13 protein-coding genes are annotated in these 14,675 nt (G+C 69.5%); 11 read left to right on the top strand and 2 right to left on the bottom strand.

Going from position 1 to position 14,675, the window contains the following annotated elements; all coding sequences use genetic code 11:
* Positions 1 to 78: 78 nt before the first annotated feature.
* The 6 genes from U4Z64_RS04780 (at position 79) to U4Z64_RS04755 (ending at position 5,289) form a co-directional block, all read left to right on the top strand.
* Entirely contained in the window at positions 79 to 405 is a 327-nt protein-coding gene (locus U4Z64_RS04780; RefSeq protein ID WP_044846777.1) for a DUF2917 domain-containing protein, read from the top strand.
* 83 nt (positions 406 to 488) lie between these two features.
* Positions 489 to 1,244: a lipoyl(octanoyl) transferase LipB gene (gene lipB, locus U4Z64_RS04775; RefSeq protein ID WP_321819364.1), complete on the top strand. Its 756-nt coding sequence runs from the start codon at positions 489 to 491 to the stop codon at positions 1,242 to 1,244.
* Positions 1,237 to 2,229: a lipoyl synthase gene (gene lipA, locus U4Z64_RS04770; protein ID WP_321819363.1), complete on the top strand. Its 993-nt coding sequence runs from the start codon at positions 1,237 to 1,239 to the stop codon at positions 2,227 to 2,229. Before lipB ends, lipA begins: the two co-directional genes overlap by 8 nt.
* Before the next feature lie 252 nt (positions 2,230 to 2,481).
* Positions 2,482 to 3,498, top strand: coding sequence for a taurine ABC transporter substrate-binding protein (gene tauA, locus U4Z64_RS04765; RefSeq protein ID WP_321800682.1), 1,017 nt, complete (start codon positions 2,482 to 2,484; stop codon positions 3,496 to 3,498).
* A 28-nt stretch (positions 3,499 to 3,526) separates the two neighbouring features.
* On the top strand, positions 3,527 to 4,324 hold the full coding sequence (locus tag U4Z64_RS04760; RefSeq protein ID WP_321819362.1) for an ABC transporter ATP-binding protein: 798 nt from the start codon (positions 3,527 to 3,529) through the stop codon (positions 4,322 to 4,324).
* Positions 4,324 to 5,289, top strand: a complete 966-nt coding sequence (locus tag U4Z64_RS04755) for an ABC transporter permease subunit (RefSeq protein ID WP_321819361.1) — start codon at positions 4,324 to 4,326, stop codon at positions 5,287 to 5,289. The genes U4Z64_RS04760 and U4Z64_RS04755 overlap by 1 nt, the downstream gene beginning before the upstream one ends.
* A 61-nt stretch (positions 5,290 to 5,350) precedes the next feature.
* Here U4Z64_RS04755 and ggt read toward each other — a convergent pair whose 3' ends face one another.
* Positions 5,351 to 7,234, bottom strand: coding sequence for a gamma-glutamyltransferase (gene ggt / locus U4Z64_RS04750; protein WP_321800686.1), 1,884 nt, complete (start codon positions 7,232 to 7,234; stop codon positions 5,351 to 5,353).
* Between the two features lie 71 nt (positions 7,235 to 7,305).
* Positions 7,306 to 8,268 carry a LysR family transcriptional regulator gene (locus U4Z64_RS04745; RefSeq protein ID WP_124486547.1) on the bottom strand — a complete coding sequence of 321 codons (963 nt, stop codon included), beginning with the start codon at positions 8,266 to 8,268 and terminating at the stop codon, positions 7,306 to 7,308.
* 244 nt (positions 8,269 to 8,512) lie between these two features.
* On the opposite strand from U4Z64_RS04745, the gene U4Z64_RS04740 reads away from it, so the two are divergent.
* The 5 genes from U4Z64_RS04740 (at position 8,513) to U4Z64_RS04720 (ending at position 14,673) form a co-directional block, all read left to right on the top strand.
* Positions 8,513 to 10,648, top strand: a complete 2,136-nt coding sequence (locus U4Z64_RS04740; protein ID WP_321819360.1) for a 3-hydroxyacyl-CoA dehydrogenase NAD-binding domain-containing protein — start codon at positions 8,513 to 8,515, stop codon at positions 10,646 to 10,648.
* Positions 10,649 to 10,677: 29 nt separating this feature from the next.
* On the top strand, positions 10,678 to 11,874 hold the full coding sequence (locus tag U4Z64_RS04735; protein WP_044846745.1) for an acyl-CoA dehydrogenase family protein: 1,197 nt from the start codon (positions 10,678 to 10,680) through the stop codon (positions 11,872 to 11,874).
* Between the two features lie 14 nt (positions 11,875 to 11,888).
* On the top strand, positions 11,889 to 13,034 hold the full coding sequence (locus tag U4Z64_RS04730; protein ID WP_321819359.1) for an acyl-CoA dehydrogenase: 1,146 nt from the start codon (positions 11,889 to 11,891) through the stop codon (positions 13,032 to 13,034).
* 30 nt (positions 13,035 to 13,064) lie between these two features.
* Positions 13,065 to 14,270 (top strand): CaiB/BaiF CoA-transferase family protein, encoded by a 1,206-nt coding sequence (locus U4Z64_RS04725; protein WP_321819358.1) that lies wholly within the window; start codon positions 13,065 to 13,067, stop codon positions 14,268 to 14,270.
* Positions 14,271 to 14,367: 97 nt separating this feature from the next.
* A complete protein-coding gene (locus U4Z64_RS04720) occupies positions 14,368 to 14,673 on the top strand; it encodes a DUF485 domain-containing protein (protein ID WP_014895931.1) in 306 nt (101 codons plus the stop codon).
* The last annotated feature ends 2 nt before the right edge of the window (positions 14,674 to 14,675 follow it).

Here is a 14,675-nt window from a genome sequence, read left to right as displayed (position 1 = left end):
TGAAAATTGGTCGTTTGGTCGGGTGCCTTGAAGTGACTACGATTGTAGCCATCGAAGCATTTATTGGCGGAGTCGATCATGCAAGAAATTTCTTCAAGCATCACGTTCGAAATCCCCGCGGGCGAGACCGTGCCGATGAAGGTGCAGCGCAGCACGCGTCTGACGGTGCAATGCGGGCCGGTGTGGGCGACGCGCAGCAACGACGTCGAAGACTACTTCCTGGTCGACGGCGAGACGCTCCGGCTGCGTCGCGGCGAGCGGCTGTGGCTCAGCGCGGAAGGCCGGCAGGGCGCGCAGGTCGCGTTCTCGGTGTCGCGGCCGGCCGGGGAAGTCGCGCGCGGCGCGCTGGCGCGCCTGCGCAACCGCGTGAACGCGCTGTTCCACGACGGCTGGCGCACCGTCTGACCGACCTTTCCTCTGACGGATGCTCGCGATCCGTCCCCTTCCCGGGCCGGCGAGACGCATGGGTTTTCGGTAAACTAGCGCCCATGTCCGTCTCACCGGTTGCCATCGTGTCCACGCCTGTCGCTGTTTCCGAATCGCCCGCCGGGTCTCCGGTTCAGCCCGTCGTGCCGGTCACCGTGCGCTGGCGGGGCAGCGAGGCCTACCAGACGAGCTTCGACGCGATGCGCGCGTTCACCGACACCCGCACGGCCGACACCGGCGACGAAATCTGGGTCGTCGAGCATCCGCCCGTCTACACGCTCGGCCAGGCCGGCGACCCGGCCCACCTGCTGGTGGCCGACAGCGGCGTGCCGCTCGTGAAGGTCGACCGCGGCGGGCAAATCACCTACCACGGCCCCGGCCAGATCGTCGCCTACCTGCTGCTGGACCTGCGCCGGCGCAAGCTGATGGTGCGCACGCTCGTGACGAAGATCGAGGAGGCCGTGATCGAAACCCTCGCGGCGTATAATCTCGCTTCGGTCCGCAAGGCGGGCGCGCCGGGCATCTACGTGGCATCCGGCGTGCACGAAGGCGCGAAGATCGCGGCCCTCGGCCTGAAGATCCGCAACGGCTGCAGCTATCACGGGCTGAGCCTGAACGTGAAGATGGATCTGCGCCCGTTTCTCGCGATCAACCCGTGCGGCTATGCCGGACTGGAAACCGTCGACATGGCGAGCCTCGAGGTTGCCGCCGACTGGAACGACGTCGCCCACACGCTGGTGGGTCGTCTGATTGCCAACCTCGATGGCGCATCCGCGGCCGCCGACAAGCCGCAGGCACTGGAACATTCGAATGACTGACGTTACCGCTTCCCCCGCACCGGCCGACTCGGCCGCGACCGCTGCCTACGATCCGACCGCCAAGCAGAAGGCGCAGGCGAAGACGGCGCGCATCCCGATCAAGGTCGTTCCGATCGAGAAGCTGAAGAAGCCGGAGTGGATCCGCGTGAAGGCGGCCACCGGCAGCTCGCGCTTCAACGAGATCAAGACGATCCTGCGCGAGCACAACCTGCATACCGTGTGCGAGGAAGCGAGCTGCCCGAACATCGGCGAATGCTTCGGCAAGGGCACCGCGACGTTCATGATCATGGGCGACAAGTGCACGCGCCGCTGCCCGTTCTGCGACGTCGGCCACGGCCGTCCCGATCCGCTCGACGCGGACGAACCGAAGAACCTCGCGCGCACGATCGCGGCGCTCAAGCTCAAGTACGTGGTGATCACGAGCGTCGACCGCGACGACCTGCGCGACGGTGGCGCCGCCCACTTCGTCGAGTGCATCCGTGAAGTGCGCGAGCAGTCGCCGGAGACGCGCATCGAGATCCTGACGCCGGACTTCCGCGGCCGTCTCGACCGCGCGATCTCGATCCTGAACGCCGCGCCGCCCGACGTGATGAACCACAACCTCGAAACGGTGCCGCGCCTGTACAAGGAAGCGCGCCCGGGTTCGGACTACGCGCACTCGCTGAAGCTGCTGAAGGACTTCAAGGCGCAGCATCCGGACGTCGCGACGAAGTCGGGCCTGATGGTCGGCCTCGGCGAGACCGAAGAGGAAATCCTGCAGGTGATGCGCGACCTGCGCGCGCACGACGTCGACATGCTGACGATCGGCCAGTACCTGCAACCGTCCGAGCACCACCTGCCGGTGCGTGCGTACGTGCATCCGGATACGTTCAAGATGTACGAGGAAGAGGCGTACAAGATGGGCTTCACGCACGCGGCCGTCGGCGCGATGGTGCGTTCGAGCTATCACGCCGATCTGCAGGCGCATGGGGCCGGGGTGGTCTGAGCGTCGCGATGCCGCGATTGTCTCGCGCAGTTGAAAAAAGCCCGCAGCGATGCGGGCTTTTTCGTTGGCGCGGCGGCCAGCCGCGCATGCGCACGGCAATCGTCACCCGACCGGACACGCAATCCGGTCGAGCATGGAAAGCAAAGCTGAAACGGCATCGATAGCTTCGCAGGATAAGTTCGCTCCCGCCGCGCGCAAAGCTCGTAAAGTCGGCTCTCCCGCAGCAATGCCCGCATTCCGAAGGAGAGCCGCATGTCCCGTTTCAGCTTCGTCCGCCGCGCCGTCGTCGCGCTGACCGCCTTTGCCGCGCTCGGCGCGGCGCATGCCGAATCGCGCGAGGTCGTGATCGCGTACCAGGACATGGTCGTGCCGTGGCGCTATGCGCAGGCGAGCGGTGAAGTCGAAAAGGCGACCGGCTACAAGGTCACGTTCCGCAAGCTCGACAGCGGTGCCGACGTGATCCGCGCGCTCGCGTCGGGCTCCGTGCAGCTCGGCGAGGCCGGTTCCAGCCCGATCGCGGCCGGCCTGTCGCAGGGGCTCGACATCTCGCTGTTCTGGGTGCTCGACAACATCAACGACGCCGAGGCGCTCGTCGCGCGCAACGGCTCGGGCGTGACCAGCGTCGCCGCGCTGAAGGGCAGGAAGATCGGCGTGCCGTTCGTGTCGACGTCGCATTTCCATACGCTCGTCGCGCTGCAGGCCGCCGGCGTGAACCCGAACGACGTGAAGATCGTCAACCTGCGTCCGCCCGAGGTCGCGGCCGCGTGGACGCGCGGCGACATCGACGCGACCTACATCTGGGATCCGGTGCTCGCGAAGGTCAAGCAGTCGGGCACCGTGCTGACGACGTCCGGCAAGGTTGCGAAAGAAAGTGGCAAGGCGACCTTCGACGGCTTCGTCGTGAGCCGCAAGTTTGCGCGCGAAAACCCCGAGTTCGTCGCGCGCTTCGTGAAGGTGCTCGCGGCCGCCGACGCCGACTACCGCGCGCATGCGGCGACGTGGAAGGTCGGCTCGCCGCAGGTCGCGGCGGTCGCGAAGGTGTCGGGTGCGGACGCGCAGGACGTGCCCGCGAGCCTCGCGCTCTACGCGTTCCCGACGCCGGCCGAGCAGGCGTCGCCGACGTGGCTCGGCGGCGGCGCGCAGTCGGGCGCCGCGAAGTCGCTCGCGGCCACCGCCGCGTTCCTGAAATCGCAGGGCACGATCCAGACGGTGCTCGCCGACTATTCGGTCGGCGTCGATCCGCAGTTCGTGCAGAAGGCCGCGCGCTGAACGCGGCGATCATCGCGGAGTCCCGAGCATGAGCACGCTGGAAGTCCGTCAGGTATCGGTCGACTATCCCGGCGAACGCGGCCGGCCGACGACGCAGGCGCTCGCGCGCGTCGACCTGCGCATCGAAGCCGGTGAATTCGTCGTCGCGCTCGGCGCGTCCGGGTGCGGAAAGACGACGCTGCTGAACTGCATGGCCGGCTTCGTCGCGCCGACGACCGGCGACGTGCGCGTCGACGGCGTGCCGGTCACGGGCCCCGGCGCCGATCGCGGCGTCGTGTTCCAGAAATACGCGTTGCTGCCGTGGCTCGACGTGCTCGAGAACGTCGCGCTCGGGCTGCGCTTCGCACGCGTGTCGAAGGCCGAACGCGAAGCGCGGGCGCGGGAGATGCTCGCGCTGGTCGGGCTCGACAAGCATGCGCACGCGCGCGTGTACGAGCTGTCGGGCGGGATGCAGCAGCGCGTCGGCATCGCGCGTGCGCTCGCGAGCGATCCGCGCGTGCTGCTGATGGACGAGCCGATGGGTGCGCTCGACGCGATGACGCGCGGCACGATGCAGGCGCTCGTGCTCGACGTGTGGGCACGCACCGGCAAGACGGTGTTCTTCATCACGCACGACGTCGAGGAGGCGCTGTTCCTCGCGACGCGTCTCGTCGTGATGACGCCGGGCCCCGGCCGGATCGCGGAAACGTTCGAGCTGCCGTTCGCGCGGCGCTATGTCGAATCGCGCGATGCGCGCGCGGTGAAGTCGTCACCGGATTTCATCGCATGGCGCGAGCGGCTGATCGCGTATCTGCATCGCGACGAGGCGGTGGCGGAGCGCGCGTGATGCATGAGTTCGCGCGACAGGGCGCGTCCGTCGGGCGCGGCCGGATCAGTACTTTGCACAGGCAGGACGACATGAGCACCCAGGATTCGTTGGCAGCCGATCGAGCGGCCGCGGAGGTCGGGCAGGATCAACGCGCGACGCAACGGCGTCACGCGGTGCGGCCGGCTCGCGCATCGCATCGTTACCGGTTGCCGGGGCAGGGCAGGACGGCCGCGCTCAGCGCGGCGACGGTCGCGGTGCTGGCCGTGCTGTGGTGGGTCGCGACGTACCGGCAGTGGTTGCCGCCGCTGTTCCTGCCGGCGCCGGAAGCGGTGTGGGCCGCGTTCGTCGACGCGTGGCATGGCCGCATCCAGGGCGGCCTGCCGTTGTCGGAGCATTTGTTGTGGAGCGCCGCGCGCGTGTTTGGCGCCTTCGTATTCGCCACTGCGATCGGCGTGCCGGCCGGGATCCTGATGGGCGTGAGCCGCATCGCGCGCGGCGTGCTCGATCCGCTGCTGGAGTTCTACCGGCCGCTGCCGCCGCTCGCGTATCTGCCGCTTGTCGTGATCTGGTTCGGCATCGACGAGACGGCGAAGCTGGTCGTGATCTTCCTCGCGTGCTTCGCGCCGATCGCGATGGCCGCCCGTGCCGGCGTGCGCGCGGCAACCGTCGAGCAGATCAACGCCGCGTATTCGCTCGGCGGCAGCTTCGCGCAGATCGTGCGGCATGTCGTGCTGCCGGCCGCGCTGCCGGAAATCCTCACCGGGTTGCGGATCGCGATCGGGTTCGGCTGGACGACGCTGGTCGCGGCCGAAATGGTCGCCGCGACGGCCGGGCTCGGGCAGATGGTGCTCAACGCGTCGAGCTTCCTGCGTACCGATCTCGTCGTGATGGGGATCCTGATCATCGGCGCGATCGCATGGCTGTTCGATCTCGCGATGCGGTGGGTCGAGCGGCGGGTAGTGCCGTGGAAGGGCCGCGGGTGATGCCCGGATGAGGCCAGGATGAGGCCCGCGGGCGGCATGCGCGCCGCCCGTGCCGGTCGTGTCATTCGCCCATCGCGACGCCTTCCCGCCGCGGGTCGGCCCCGCCGAACCACACCGTCTGCCCCTGCACGTTCAGCCGCTGGATTCCCTGCAGTCCCGAATTCATCTCGACGACCCGCACGTCGTGCCCGCGCCCTTTCAACCCGTCGACGAGCGCGTCCGACACGCGGCCGCGTTCGAGCTGCGTCGGCCCGTTCATCGACCCGACGTTCGGCAGCGCGATCGCCTGCTGCATCGTCATTCCCCAGTCCATCACGCCGATCATCGTCTTCGCGACGTGGTTGATGATCGCGGGGCCGCCGGCCGAGCCGACGATCATCGTCACCTGCTTCGTCTTCTGGTCGAACACGAGCTCGGGCGACATCGCCGAGCGCGGCCGCTTGCCCGGCTGCACGCGGTTCGCGACCGGCCGCCCGTTCTCGTTCGACACGAACGAGAAATCGGTCAACTGGTTGTTCAACATGAACCCGCGCACCATCAGCCGCGAACCGAACGCGTCCTCGACGCTGGTCGTCATCGACAGCGCCTGGCCGTAGCGGTCGACGATCGCGATGTCGGACGTCGACGGCAATTCGGGGCTGCGGTCGTCGGCCAGCGCGAGCGTCGCGCCCTGCGGCGTGCCGGCCTGCGCGACGCCCATGCTCGTGTCGCCGATCAGGCGCGCGCGCTGCGCGAGATAGGCCCGGTCGACGAGGCTCGCCCAGCTGCCGCCCGGCAGCGGCGCGAAATCCGGATCGGCGACGTAGCGCGCACGGTCCGCATACGCGAGGCGTCCCGCTTCGCTGAACAGGTGCGCGGCGAACGGCGTCGGCTCGTAGCCGACGTCGTTGCGCACCGGCTTCTGCGCGCCGATCTGCTGCCAGTCGGGCATCGCCTCGAGGATGCCGAGCATCTGCGCGATCGCGAGGCCGCCCGACGACGGCGGCGGCATCCCGCACACCACCGAGCGCCGGTAGTCGGTGCACAGCGGCGCGCGCACCTTCGCCTTGTAGCGCGCGAGATCCTGCAGCGACAGCAGGCCCGGATTGGTCGGGTGCTTGCGCACCTTCGTGACGATGTCGCGCGCGATCGCGCCGGTGTAGAACGCATTCGCGCCGCGATCGGCGACCTGGCGCAGCACGGTCGCGAGCGCGGGGTTCTTCAGCACCGTGCCGGCCGCCTTCGGCGTGCCGTCCTTGTTGTAGAAGTACGCACGCGCGGCCGGGTCGTTCATCAGGTACTTGTCGTTCGCGATCAGCATCGCGAGGCGCGGGCTGATCGTGAAGCCGTGCTCGGCGAGCCGGATCGCGGGCTGGAACAGCCGGCGCCACGGCAGCTTGCCGTGCGCGCGGTGCGCGGCGTCGAGCATCCGCAGCACGCCCGGCGTGCCGACCGAACGGCCGCCCACGACACCTTCGTAGAAGCCCATCGGCTGGCCGGTCGGGCCGTAGAACAGCCGGTCCGTCGCGGCGGCCGGCGCGGTCTCGCGGCCGTCGTACGCCTGCGTCGCACGGCCGTCGAAGTACAGCATGAACGCGCCGCCACCGAGCCCCGACGATTGCGGCTCGACGAGCGCGAGCACCATCTGCGTGGCGATCGCCGCGTCGATCGCGGTGCCGCCGGCCTTCAGCATCTCGTAGCCGGCCTGCGTGGCGAGCGGGTTCGCGGCCGCGATCATGAAGCGCTGCGAGGTCCAGCCCGGCTTGTCGGTCCAGCCGGACGACAGTTCGGGTGCGTGAACGCCGGGCAGCGGCACCGCGGCGCCCGATGCGGCAGCGACCGGGACGACGGCGCCCGACGGCGCGGACGGCGATGTGCAGCCGGCGCCGAACGTGACGAGCGCGGCGAGCGCGAGCGTGGCGACGAGCGTCCGGGGACGCGAATGCGGACGGATCCGGTCGAACATTGAAACCCTCGGCAACAGTGAATTCGAAGGAGGCGGCGTGTGCGCGGCACGCGCTCCGCACGGACGGCGCGCTATTGTCGCCGTGCGGCCGGCGGATTGTCATCCGACAGGAAACCCTGACGCATCCCGCCGGGCCCGCCCCGGCCGGCCTTTCCGGCCTGTTCGAGGATGAACTCTATGAACGTCGCGGTCGCGCGCGTGTGGTGCCGGTTCGGCATGTAGAGCATGTACATGTGCGTGCCGAAGATGCTGAGACGATACGCGTCGAGCGACGTGACGACCGTGCCGCGCCGCATGTCGTCCTGCATCACGTAGTCGGGCACGATGCCGACGCCGATCCCGGCGAGGATCGCCTGGCGCAGGAACAGGAAGTTCTCCGAAATCAGCGTGGGCTCGAGCAGCACCTCGTGGCGTTCGTCGCCGAGGTACGCCGCGATCCGCAGCTGCCGCCCCAGTACCGTCGCGGTGACGACCGGCGCGGCGGCCAGCGCGCCGAGGCTCGCGGGCATCCCGTGCGCGGCCGCGAACGCGGGCGACGCGCACGCGACGTAGCGCACCGCGCCCATGTCGCGCGCGACGAGGTTCTGCGGCGGCTCGGACATCACGCGGATCGCGATGTCGACTTCGTCGCGCATCAGGTCCTCCACGCGATTCTCGAACACCACGTCGAGCACGATGCCCGGATGCAGCCGCTTGAACGCGAGCAGCCAGTCGGACATCACCATCTGCCCGTAGCCGCTCGGCACCGACAGCCGCACGCGGCCCTGCAGGTCCTGGCCGAGCGTCGTCACCGATTCCTGCGCGGCGAGCAGCTCGTTGCGGATGCGCCGGCCGTGCTCGTACAGCTTCAGCCCGATTTCGGTCGGCTCGATGCGGCGCGTCGTGCGGCGCACGAGCTGCTGGCCGATCGAGCGCTCGAGCTGGTTCAGCCGGTAGCTGACGTTCGCGCGGCTCATCTTGAGCCGCTGCGCGGCCTTGCTCAGGTTGCCCGCGTCGAGGATCTCGACGAGCAGCGTCAGCGCGTTCAGGTCCATGCCCGGTGTCTCCTGATCCGTCCCGCTTAAGGACCCGAAGCGGTCCGAAAGCATTCAATGTCAAGTCAGACTTGACAGCTTGTAAAGTCGAGCGGGAATTGTCAATGAATCTCGATCAATCGAGAATCGAGTCATGCCCGGCACATGCGCCGGATCGTTTCCCGCCGCGCGGGATCGGGAAGCGGCGCCGCTCGCCGGCCCGGCGACCGGTCTCGCCCGCATGGCGCACCGCAATGGAGACACGATGAATTCAACCGCTTCCCCCGAACCCGCCCAGACCGGCACCGTCACGCGCGAACGGCGCGACAAGGTGCTCGTCGTCACGATCGACCATCCGCCCGTCAACGCGCTGTCCGCCGATGTGCGGCGCGGCCTCGTCGACGCGCTCGACGCCGCGCAGGCCGACGCCGCGATCCGCGCGGTGCTGATCGTCGGCGCCGGCCGCAACTTCATCGCGGGCGCCGACATCCGCGAATTCGGCAAGCCGCCCGTGCCGCCGTCGCTGCCCGAGGTCTGCGAGCGGATCGAGTCGAGCGAGAAGCCGGTCGTGGTGGCGCTGCACGGCGCGACGCTCGGCGGCGGCCTCGAAGTCGCGCTCGCCGCGCATTACCGGCTCGCGGTGCCCGGCGCGAAGCTCGGGCTGCCCGAAGTCACGCTCGGCCTGCTGCCCGGCGCGGGCGGCACGCAGCGCGCGCCGCGCCTGATCGGCGCGCAGGCCGCGCTCGACCTGATGCTGACGGGGCGTCACGCGAGCGCCGACGAAGCGCTCGCGCTCGGCCTCGTCGATCGCGTCGCGCACAGCGACGACACGCTCGCCGAAGGTCTCGCCTATGCGCAGGAACTCGTGTCGCTCGGCGCGCCGGCTCGGCGCACCCGCGATGCGCAGGGCCTCGCCGACCGCGCGGCCGCGCAGGCCGCGATCGACGCGGCGCGCGCCGAGTTGCCGAAGAAGTCGCGCGGCCTGTTCTCGCCGGCGAAGATCGTCGACGCGGTCGAGGCCGCGCTCACGCTGTCGTTTGACGCGGGGATGAAGCTCGAACGCAGCCTGTTCCTGCAATGCGTCGACAGCCCGCAGCGCGCGGGCCTCGTGCACGCGTTCTTCGCGGAACGCGAGGCCGCGAAGGCGCCCGAGGCGCGCCGCGCGAGCGCGCGCCCGGTCGAGCGGATCGGCGTGGTCGGCGGCGGCACGATGGGCGCGGGCATCGCGGTCGCGGCACTCGACGCCGGGTTGCCGGTGACAATGATCGAACGCGACGAAGCGTCGCTCGCGCGCGGCCGCGCGCATGTCGGGAAGGTGTACGACGGGCTCGTCGCGAAGGGGCGGATGACGCCGGCCGCGCACGCGGCGCGCCTCGCGCGCTTCAAGGGCAGCACGTCGTACGACGCGCTCGCGCAGGCCGACGTCGTGATCGAGGCGGTGTTCGAGGACATGGCCGTGAAAAAGGCGGTGTTCGCCGAGCTCGCGCGCGTGTGCAAGCCGGGCGCGGTGCTCGCGACCAACACGTCGTATCTCGACATCGACGAGCTGGCCGCCGGCATCGATCGGCCGGCCGACGTGATCGGCCTGCATTTCTTCTCGCCGGCGAACGTGATGAAGCTGCTCGAGATCGTCGTGCCGGCGCGCGTCGCCGATGACGTCGTCGCGACCGCGTTCGCGCTGGCCAAACAGCTGAAAAAGACGCCGGTGCGCGCCGGCGTGTGCGACGGCTTCATCGGCAACCGGATCCTCGCCGTCTATCGCACCGCGGCCGACTACCTGATGGAAGACGGCGCGTCGCCGTACCAGATCGATCGCGCGGTGCGCGAATTCGGCTTCCCGATGGGGCCGTTCCAGGTCGTCGACCTCGCGGGCGGCGACATCGGCTGGGCGACCCGCAAGCGCCGCGCGGCCACGCGCGACCCGCGCGCGCGCTACGTGGAGATTTCCGACCGGCTGTGCGAGTGCGGCTGGTTCGGCCAGAAGACGGGGCGCGGCTACTACCTGTATCCGGACGGCGCGCGGGTCGGCACGCCGGACCCGGAAGTCGAGGCGATCGTCGCGCAGGAGCGTGCGAAGAAGGGCATCACGCCGCGCACGTTCACCGACGACGAAATCCTGCGCCGCTACCTTGCCGCGATGATCAACGAAGGCGCGAACGTCGTGCACGAGAAGATCGCGCTGCGCCCGCTCGACGTCGACGCGGTGTTCCTGTACGGCTACGGCTTCCCGCGCCATCGCGGCGGCCCGATGCACTACGCGGACACCGTCGGCCTCGCGAACGTGCTCGCCGACATCCGCGCGTTCGCGCAGGAGGATCCGCTGTTCTGGAAACCGTCGCCGCTGCTCGTCGAGCTGGTCGGGCGCGGCGCGGATTTCGCGAGCCTGAACCGTATCGACTGAACGCCCACCGCATTCGCAACGGACCCACGATGGACCTCAATTTCACTCCCGAAGAGGAAGCGTTCCGCACCGAAGTGCAGCGCTTCCTCGCCGCCGAACTGCCCGCGCGCACCGCGCGCAAGGTGAAGGGCGGCCTGCACCTGACGCGCGACGACATGCGCGAATGGCACGCAATCCTGAACGCCCGCGGCTGGCTCGCGAGCCACTGGCCGCGCGAATACGGCGGCCCCGGCTGGAGCGTCGCGCAGAAGTTCCTGTTCGACAACGAATGCGCGCTCGCCGGTGCGCCGCGCATCGTGCCGTTCGGCGTCAACATGCTCGGGCCCGTGCTGATCAAGTACGGCAGCGAAGCGCAGCAGCGCCACTGGCTGCCGCGCATTCTCGACGGCACCGACTGGTGGTGCCAGGGCTATTCGGAGCCGGGCGCCGGTTCCGACCTCGCATCGGTGAAGACGAGCGCGGTGCGCGATGGCGATCACTACGTCGTGAACGGCCAGAAGACGTGGACCACGCTCGGCCACTACGCGAACATGATCTTCTGCCTCGTGCGCACCGCGACCGACGTGCGCAAGCAGGAGGGCATCAGCTTCCTGCTGATCGACATGAACACGCCCGGCGTCGAAGTGCGCCCGATCATCACGCTCGACGGCGAGCACGAGGTGAACGAAGTGTTCTTCACCGACGTGCGCGTGCCCGTGGCGAACCTGGTCGGCGAAGAGAACCGCGGCTGGACCTGCGCGAAATACCTGCTCACGTACGAGCGGACCAACATCGCCGGGATCGGCTTCTCGACGGCCGCGCTCGAGCGGCTGCGCGCGGTGGCCGCGAAGGTCACGAAGAACGGCCGGCCGCTCGCCGACGATCCGTTCTTCGCGGCGCGCATCGCGCGCGTCGAGATCGAACTCGAGAACATGCGCACGACCAACCTGCGCGTGCTGGCGGCGGTCGCGGGCGGCGGCGTGCCGGGCGCGGAAAGCTCGATGCTGAAGATCCGCGGCACGCAGATCCGCCAGGAGATCACCGCGCTGATGCGCCGCGCGATGGGGCCGTACGCGCAGCCGTTCGTCGACGCAGCGCTCGATGCCGATTACGACGGCGAGCCGGTCGGCCCGGACGAGGCCGCGAGCGCCGCGCAGCAGTACTTCAACAACCGCAAGCTGTCGATCTTCGGCGGCTCGAACGAGATCCAGAAGAACATCATCGCGAAGATGATGCTCGGGCTGTAACGAGGGACGCGACGATGGATTTCCAGCACACAGAAGACCGCCGGATGCTGGCGGACACGTTGAACCGCTTCATCGCCGAACGGTACGCGTTCCCGGTGCGCGACCGCATCGCGCAGTCGGCCGAAGGCTTCGATCGCGCGATGTGGCGGCGCTTCGCCGAACTCGGCGCGGTCGGCGCGCTGTTTGCCGAAGCCGATGGCGGCTTCGGCGGCGCGGGTTTCGACATCGCCGTGGTGTTCGAATGCCTCGGCCGCGGGCTCGTGGTCGAGCCGTTCCTCGGCACGCTGCTCGCGGGTCGCGCGCTGGCGCTGGCCGGCGGCGACGCGCATCGCGCGCGGCTGGCCGCGCTGATCGACGGCAGCGCGAGCGCCGCGTTCGCGCACGACGAGCCGGGCTCGCACTACGAACTGACGACCGTGCGCACGCGCGCCGAGCGCACCGGCGACGGCTGGGTGCTGACGGGCGCGAAGGGCGTCGTCGACCAGGCCGCGCAGGCGGCGTTCTTCGTCGTCAGCGCGCGCGTGTCCGGTCAGGACGACGACGCGGCCGGCATCGGCCTGTTCGTCGTGCCGGCCGACGCGCCGGGCGTGTCGCTGCGGGACTACAAGAAGATCGACGGCGGCCGCGCGGCCGAGGTGCGCTTCGAGCGCGTCGTGCTGCCGGGCGATGCGGCGCTCGGCGTGCCGGAAACTCAGGATCACGAAGCAGGCGCCGCATTGCTCGAACGCGTGCTCGGCTACGGGCTGCTCGCGCTGTCGGCGGAGGCGCTCGGCGCGATGGACGTCGCGAAGGAAGCGACGCTCGACTACCTGCGCACGCGCAAGCAGTTCGGCATGCCGATCGGCAGCTTCCAGGCGCTGCAGCACCGGATGGCCGACCTGCTGCTCGAAGTCGAGCAGGCGCGCTCGGCGGTGATCAACGCGGCCGCGCAGCTCGATGCGCCGCGCGCGGTGCGCGAACGCGCGCTCGCGGCGGCCAAGTACACCATCGGCCGGATCGGCACGCTGGTCGCCGAGGAGAGCATCCAGCTGCACGGCGGGATCGGGATGACGTGGGAGCTGCCGCTGTCGCATTACGCGAAGCGGCTCGTGATGATCGATCACCAGCTCGGCGACGAGGATCACCATCTCGCGCGCTACATCGCGCTGTCGAAACAATAAAGACGAACGACGCGAATGGAGGAGACAAGGATGACGAACGAATCGCGCGCGTTGCCGCTGGCCGGCGTGAAGGTGCTCGATTTCTCGCGTGTGCTGGCAGGCCCGTGGTGCGCGATGGTGCTTGCCGATTTCGGCGCGGAAGTGATCAAGGTCGAGCATCCGGCGCGCGGCGACGACACGCGCGACTGGGGCTTGCGGATCGGCGACACCGAAACGACCTACTTCAACAGCGTGAACCGAAGCAAGCGCTCGATCTGTCTCGACCTGCAGACCGGCGAAGGGCGGCGGCTCGCGCGCGAGCTGGCCGCGCAGGCCGACGTGGTGCTGCACAACTTCAAGTTCGGCGGCGCGGAAAAACTCGGGCTCGGCTACGACGCGCTGGCCGCGCTCAATCCGCGGCTCGTGCATTGCGCGATTTCCGGCTACGACCGCTCGGGCCCGGAAGCCGCGCGGCCCGGCTACGACCTCGTCGTGCAGGGCGAGGCCGGGCTGATGGCGCTGAACGGCGAGGCCGGCCAGCCGCCGCTGAAATTCGGTGTCGCGGCGGTCGACCTGTTCACCGGCATGTATTCGGCGCAGGCGGTCCTCGCCGCGCTGTACGAGCGTCATGCGACGGGGCGCGGGCGGCGCATCGAGATGGCGCTGTTCGACTGCGGGCTGATGATCACCGCGTATTACGGGCTCGATGCGCTGCTGATGGGCGAGGATCCGCCGCGCTATGGCAATGCCCATCCGTCGGTCGTGCCGTATGGCGTGTTCGACGCGGCCGACGGCCCGCTCGTGATCACGGTCGGCAACAACCCGCAGTTCGCGCGTTTCTGCGATGCGATCGAGCGGCCCGACCTCGCCGCGGACGAACGCTACAAGACCAATCTCGGCCGCTCGGAGAACCGCGCCGCGCTGCTGCCGGAGATTCGCGGCGAACTTGCGCGGCGGCCGCGCGCGACGCTGCTCGCGGCGCTCGCCGCCGGCGGCATTCCGTGCGGCGAAGTGCTCGGGCTGCACGAGGCGCTGACATCCGAGCGCGCGACCCGGGCGGGGCTCGTCACGCGGCAGCCGCACCCGGTCGCGGGCGGCGTCGACGTGCTGGCACCGCCGTACCGTTTCGATGGCGAGCGACTGCCGGTGCGCGGCGCGCCGCCGGTGCTCGGCGCGGATACTGACGCGGTGCTTGGCGGCTGGCTCGGGATGTCGGCCGACGAGGTCGCGCGACTGCGCGCGGATCGCGTCGTGTAACGCATTGACGTGCCGCCACGGCGCGGGCGGATCGATTGGCGCGCCGGCCATCCACAAGACACTTCTCGCGAAACGACGAGGAGACATTGGAGACACCATGGAGCTTTCCGTCATCGAATCGGTCACGGCGCGCCGTGACTACCAGCAGCTCGTGCGCGCACGGCGCCGCTTCAGCTTCACGCTCACGGCACTGATGATCGCCACGTACTACGGCTTCATCCTGCTCGTCGCGCTCGCGCCGCACGTGCTTGCGGCGCCGCTGTACCGCGGCGCGACGACCACGGTCGGGATCGCCGCGGGCGTCGCGATCATCCTGGTCGCGATCGGCCTGACCGCGTGCTACGTGCTGCGCGCGAACCGTGCGTTCGACCGCCGCGTCGACGCGATCCTGCAGCGTTCGTGACG

This window comes from Burkholderia sp. BCC1996 (genome assembly GCF_905339955.1).
Taxonomy (GTDB): Bacteria; Pseudomonadota; Gammaproteobacteria; order Burkholderiales; family Burkholderiaceae; genus Burkholderia.
The sequence above is the reverse complement of the archived record's forward strand: the minus strand, read 5'-3'. Positions and strand labels throughout refer to the sequence as shown.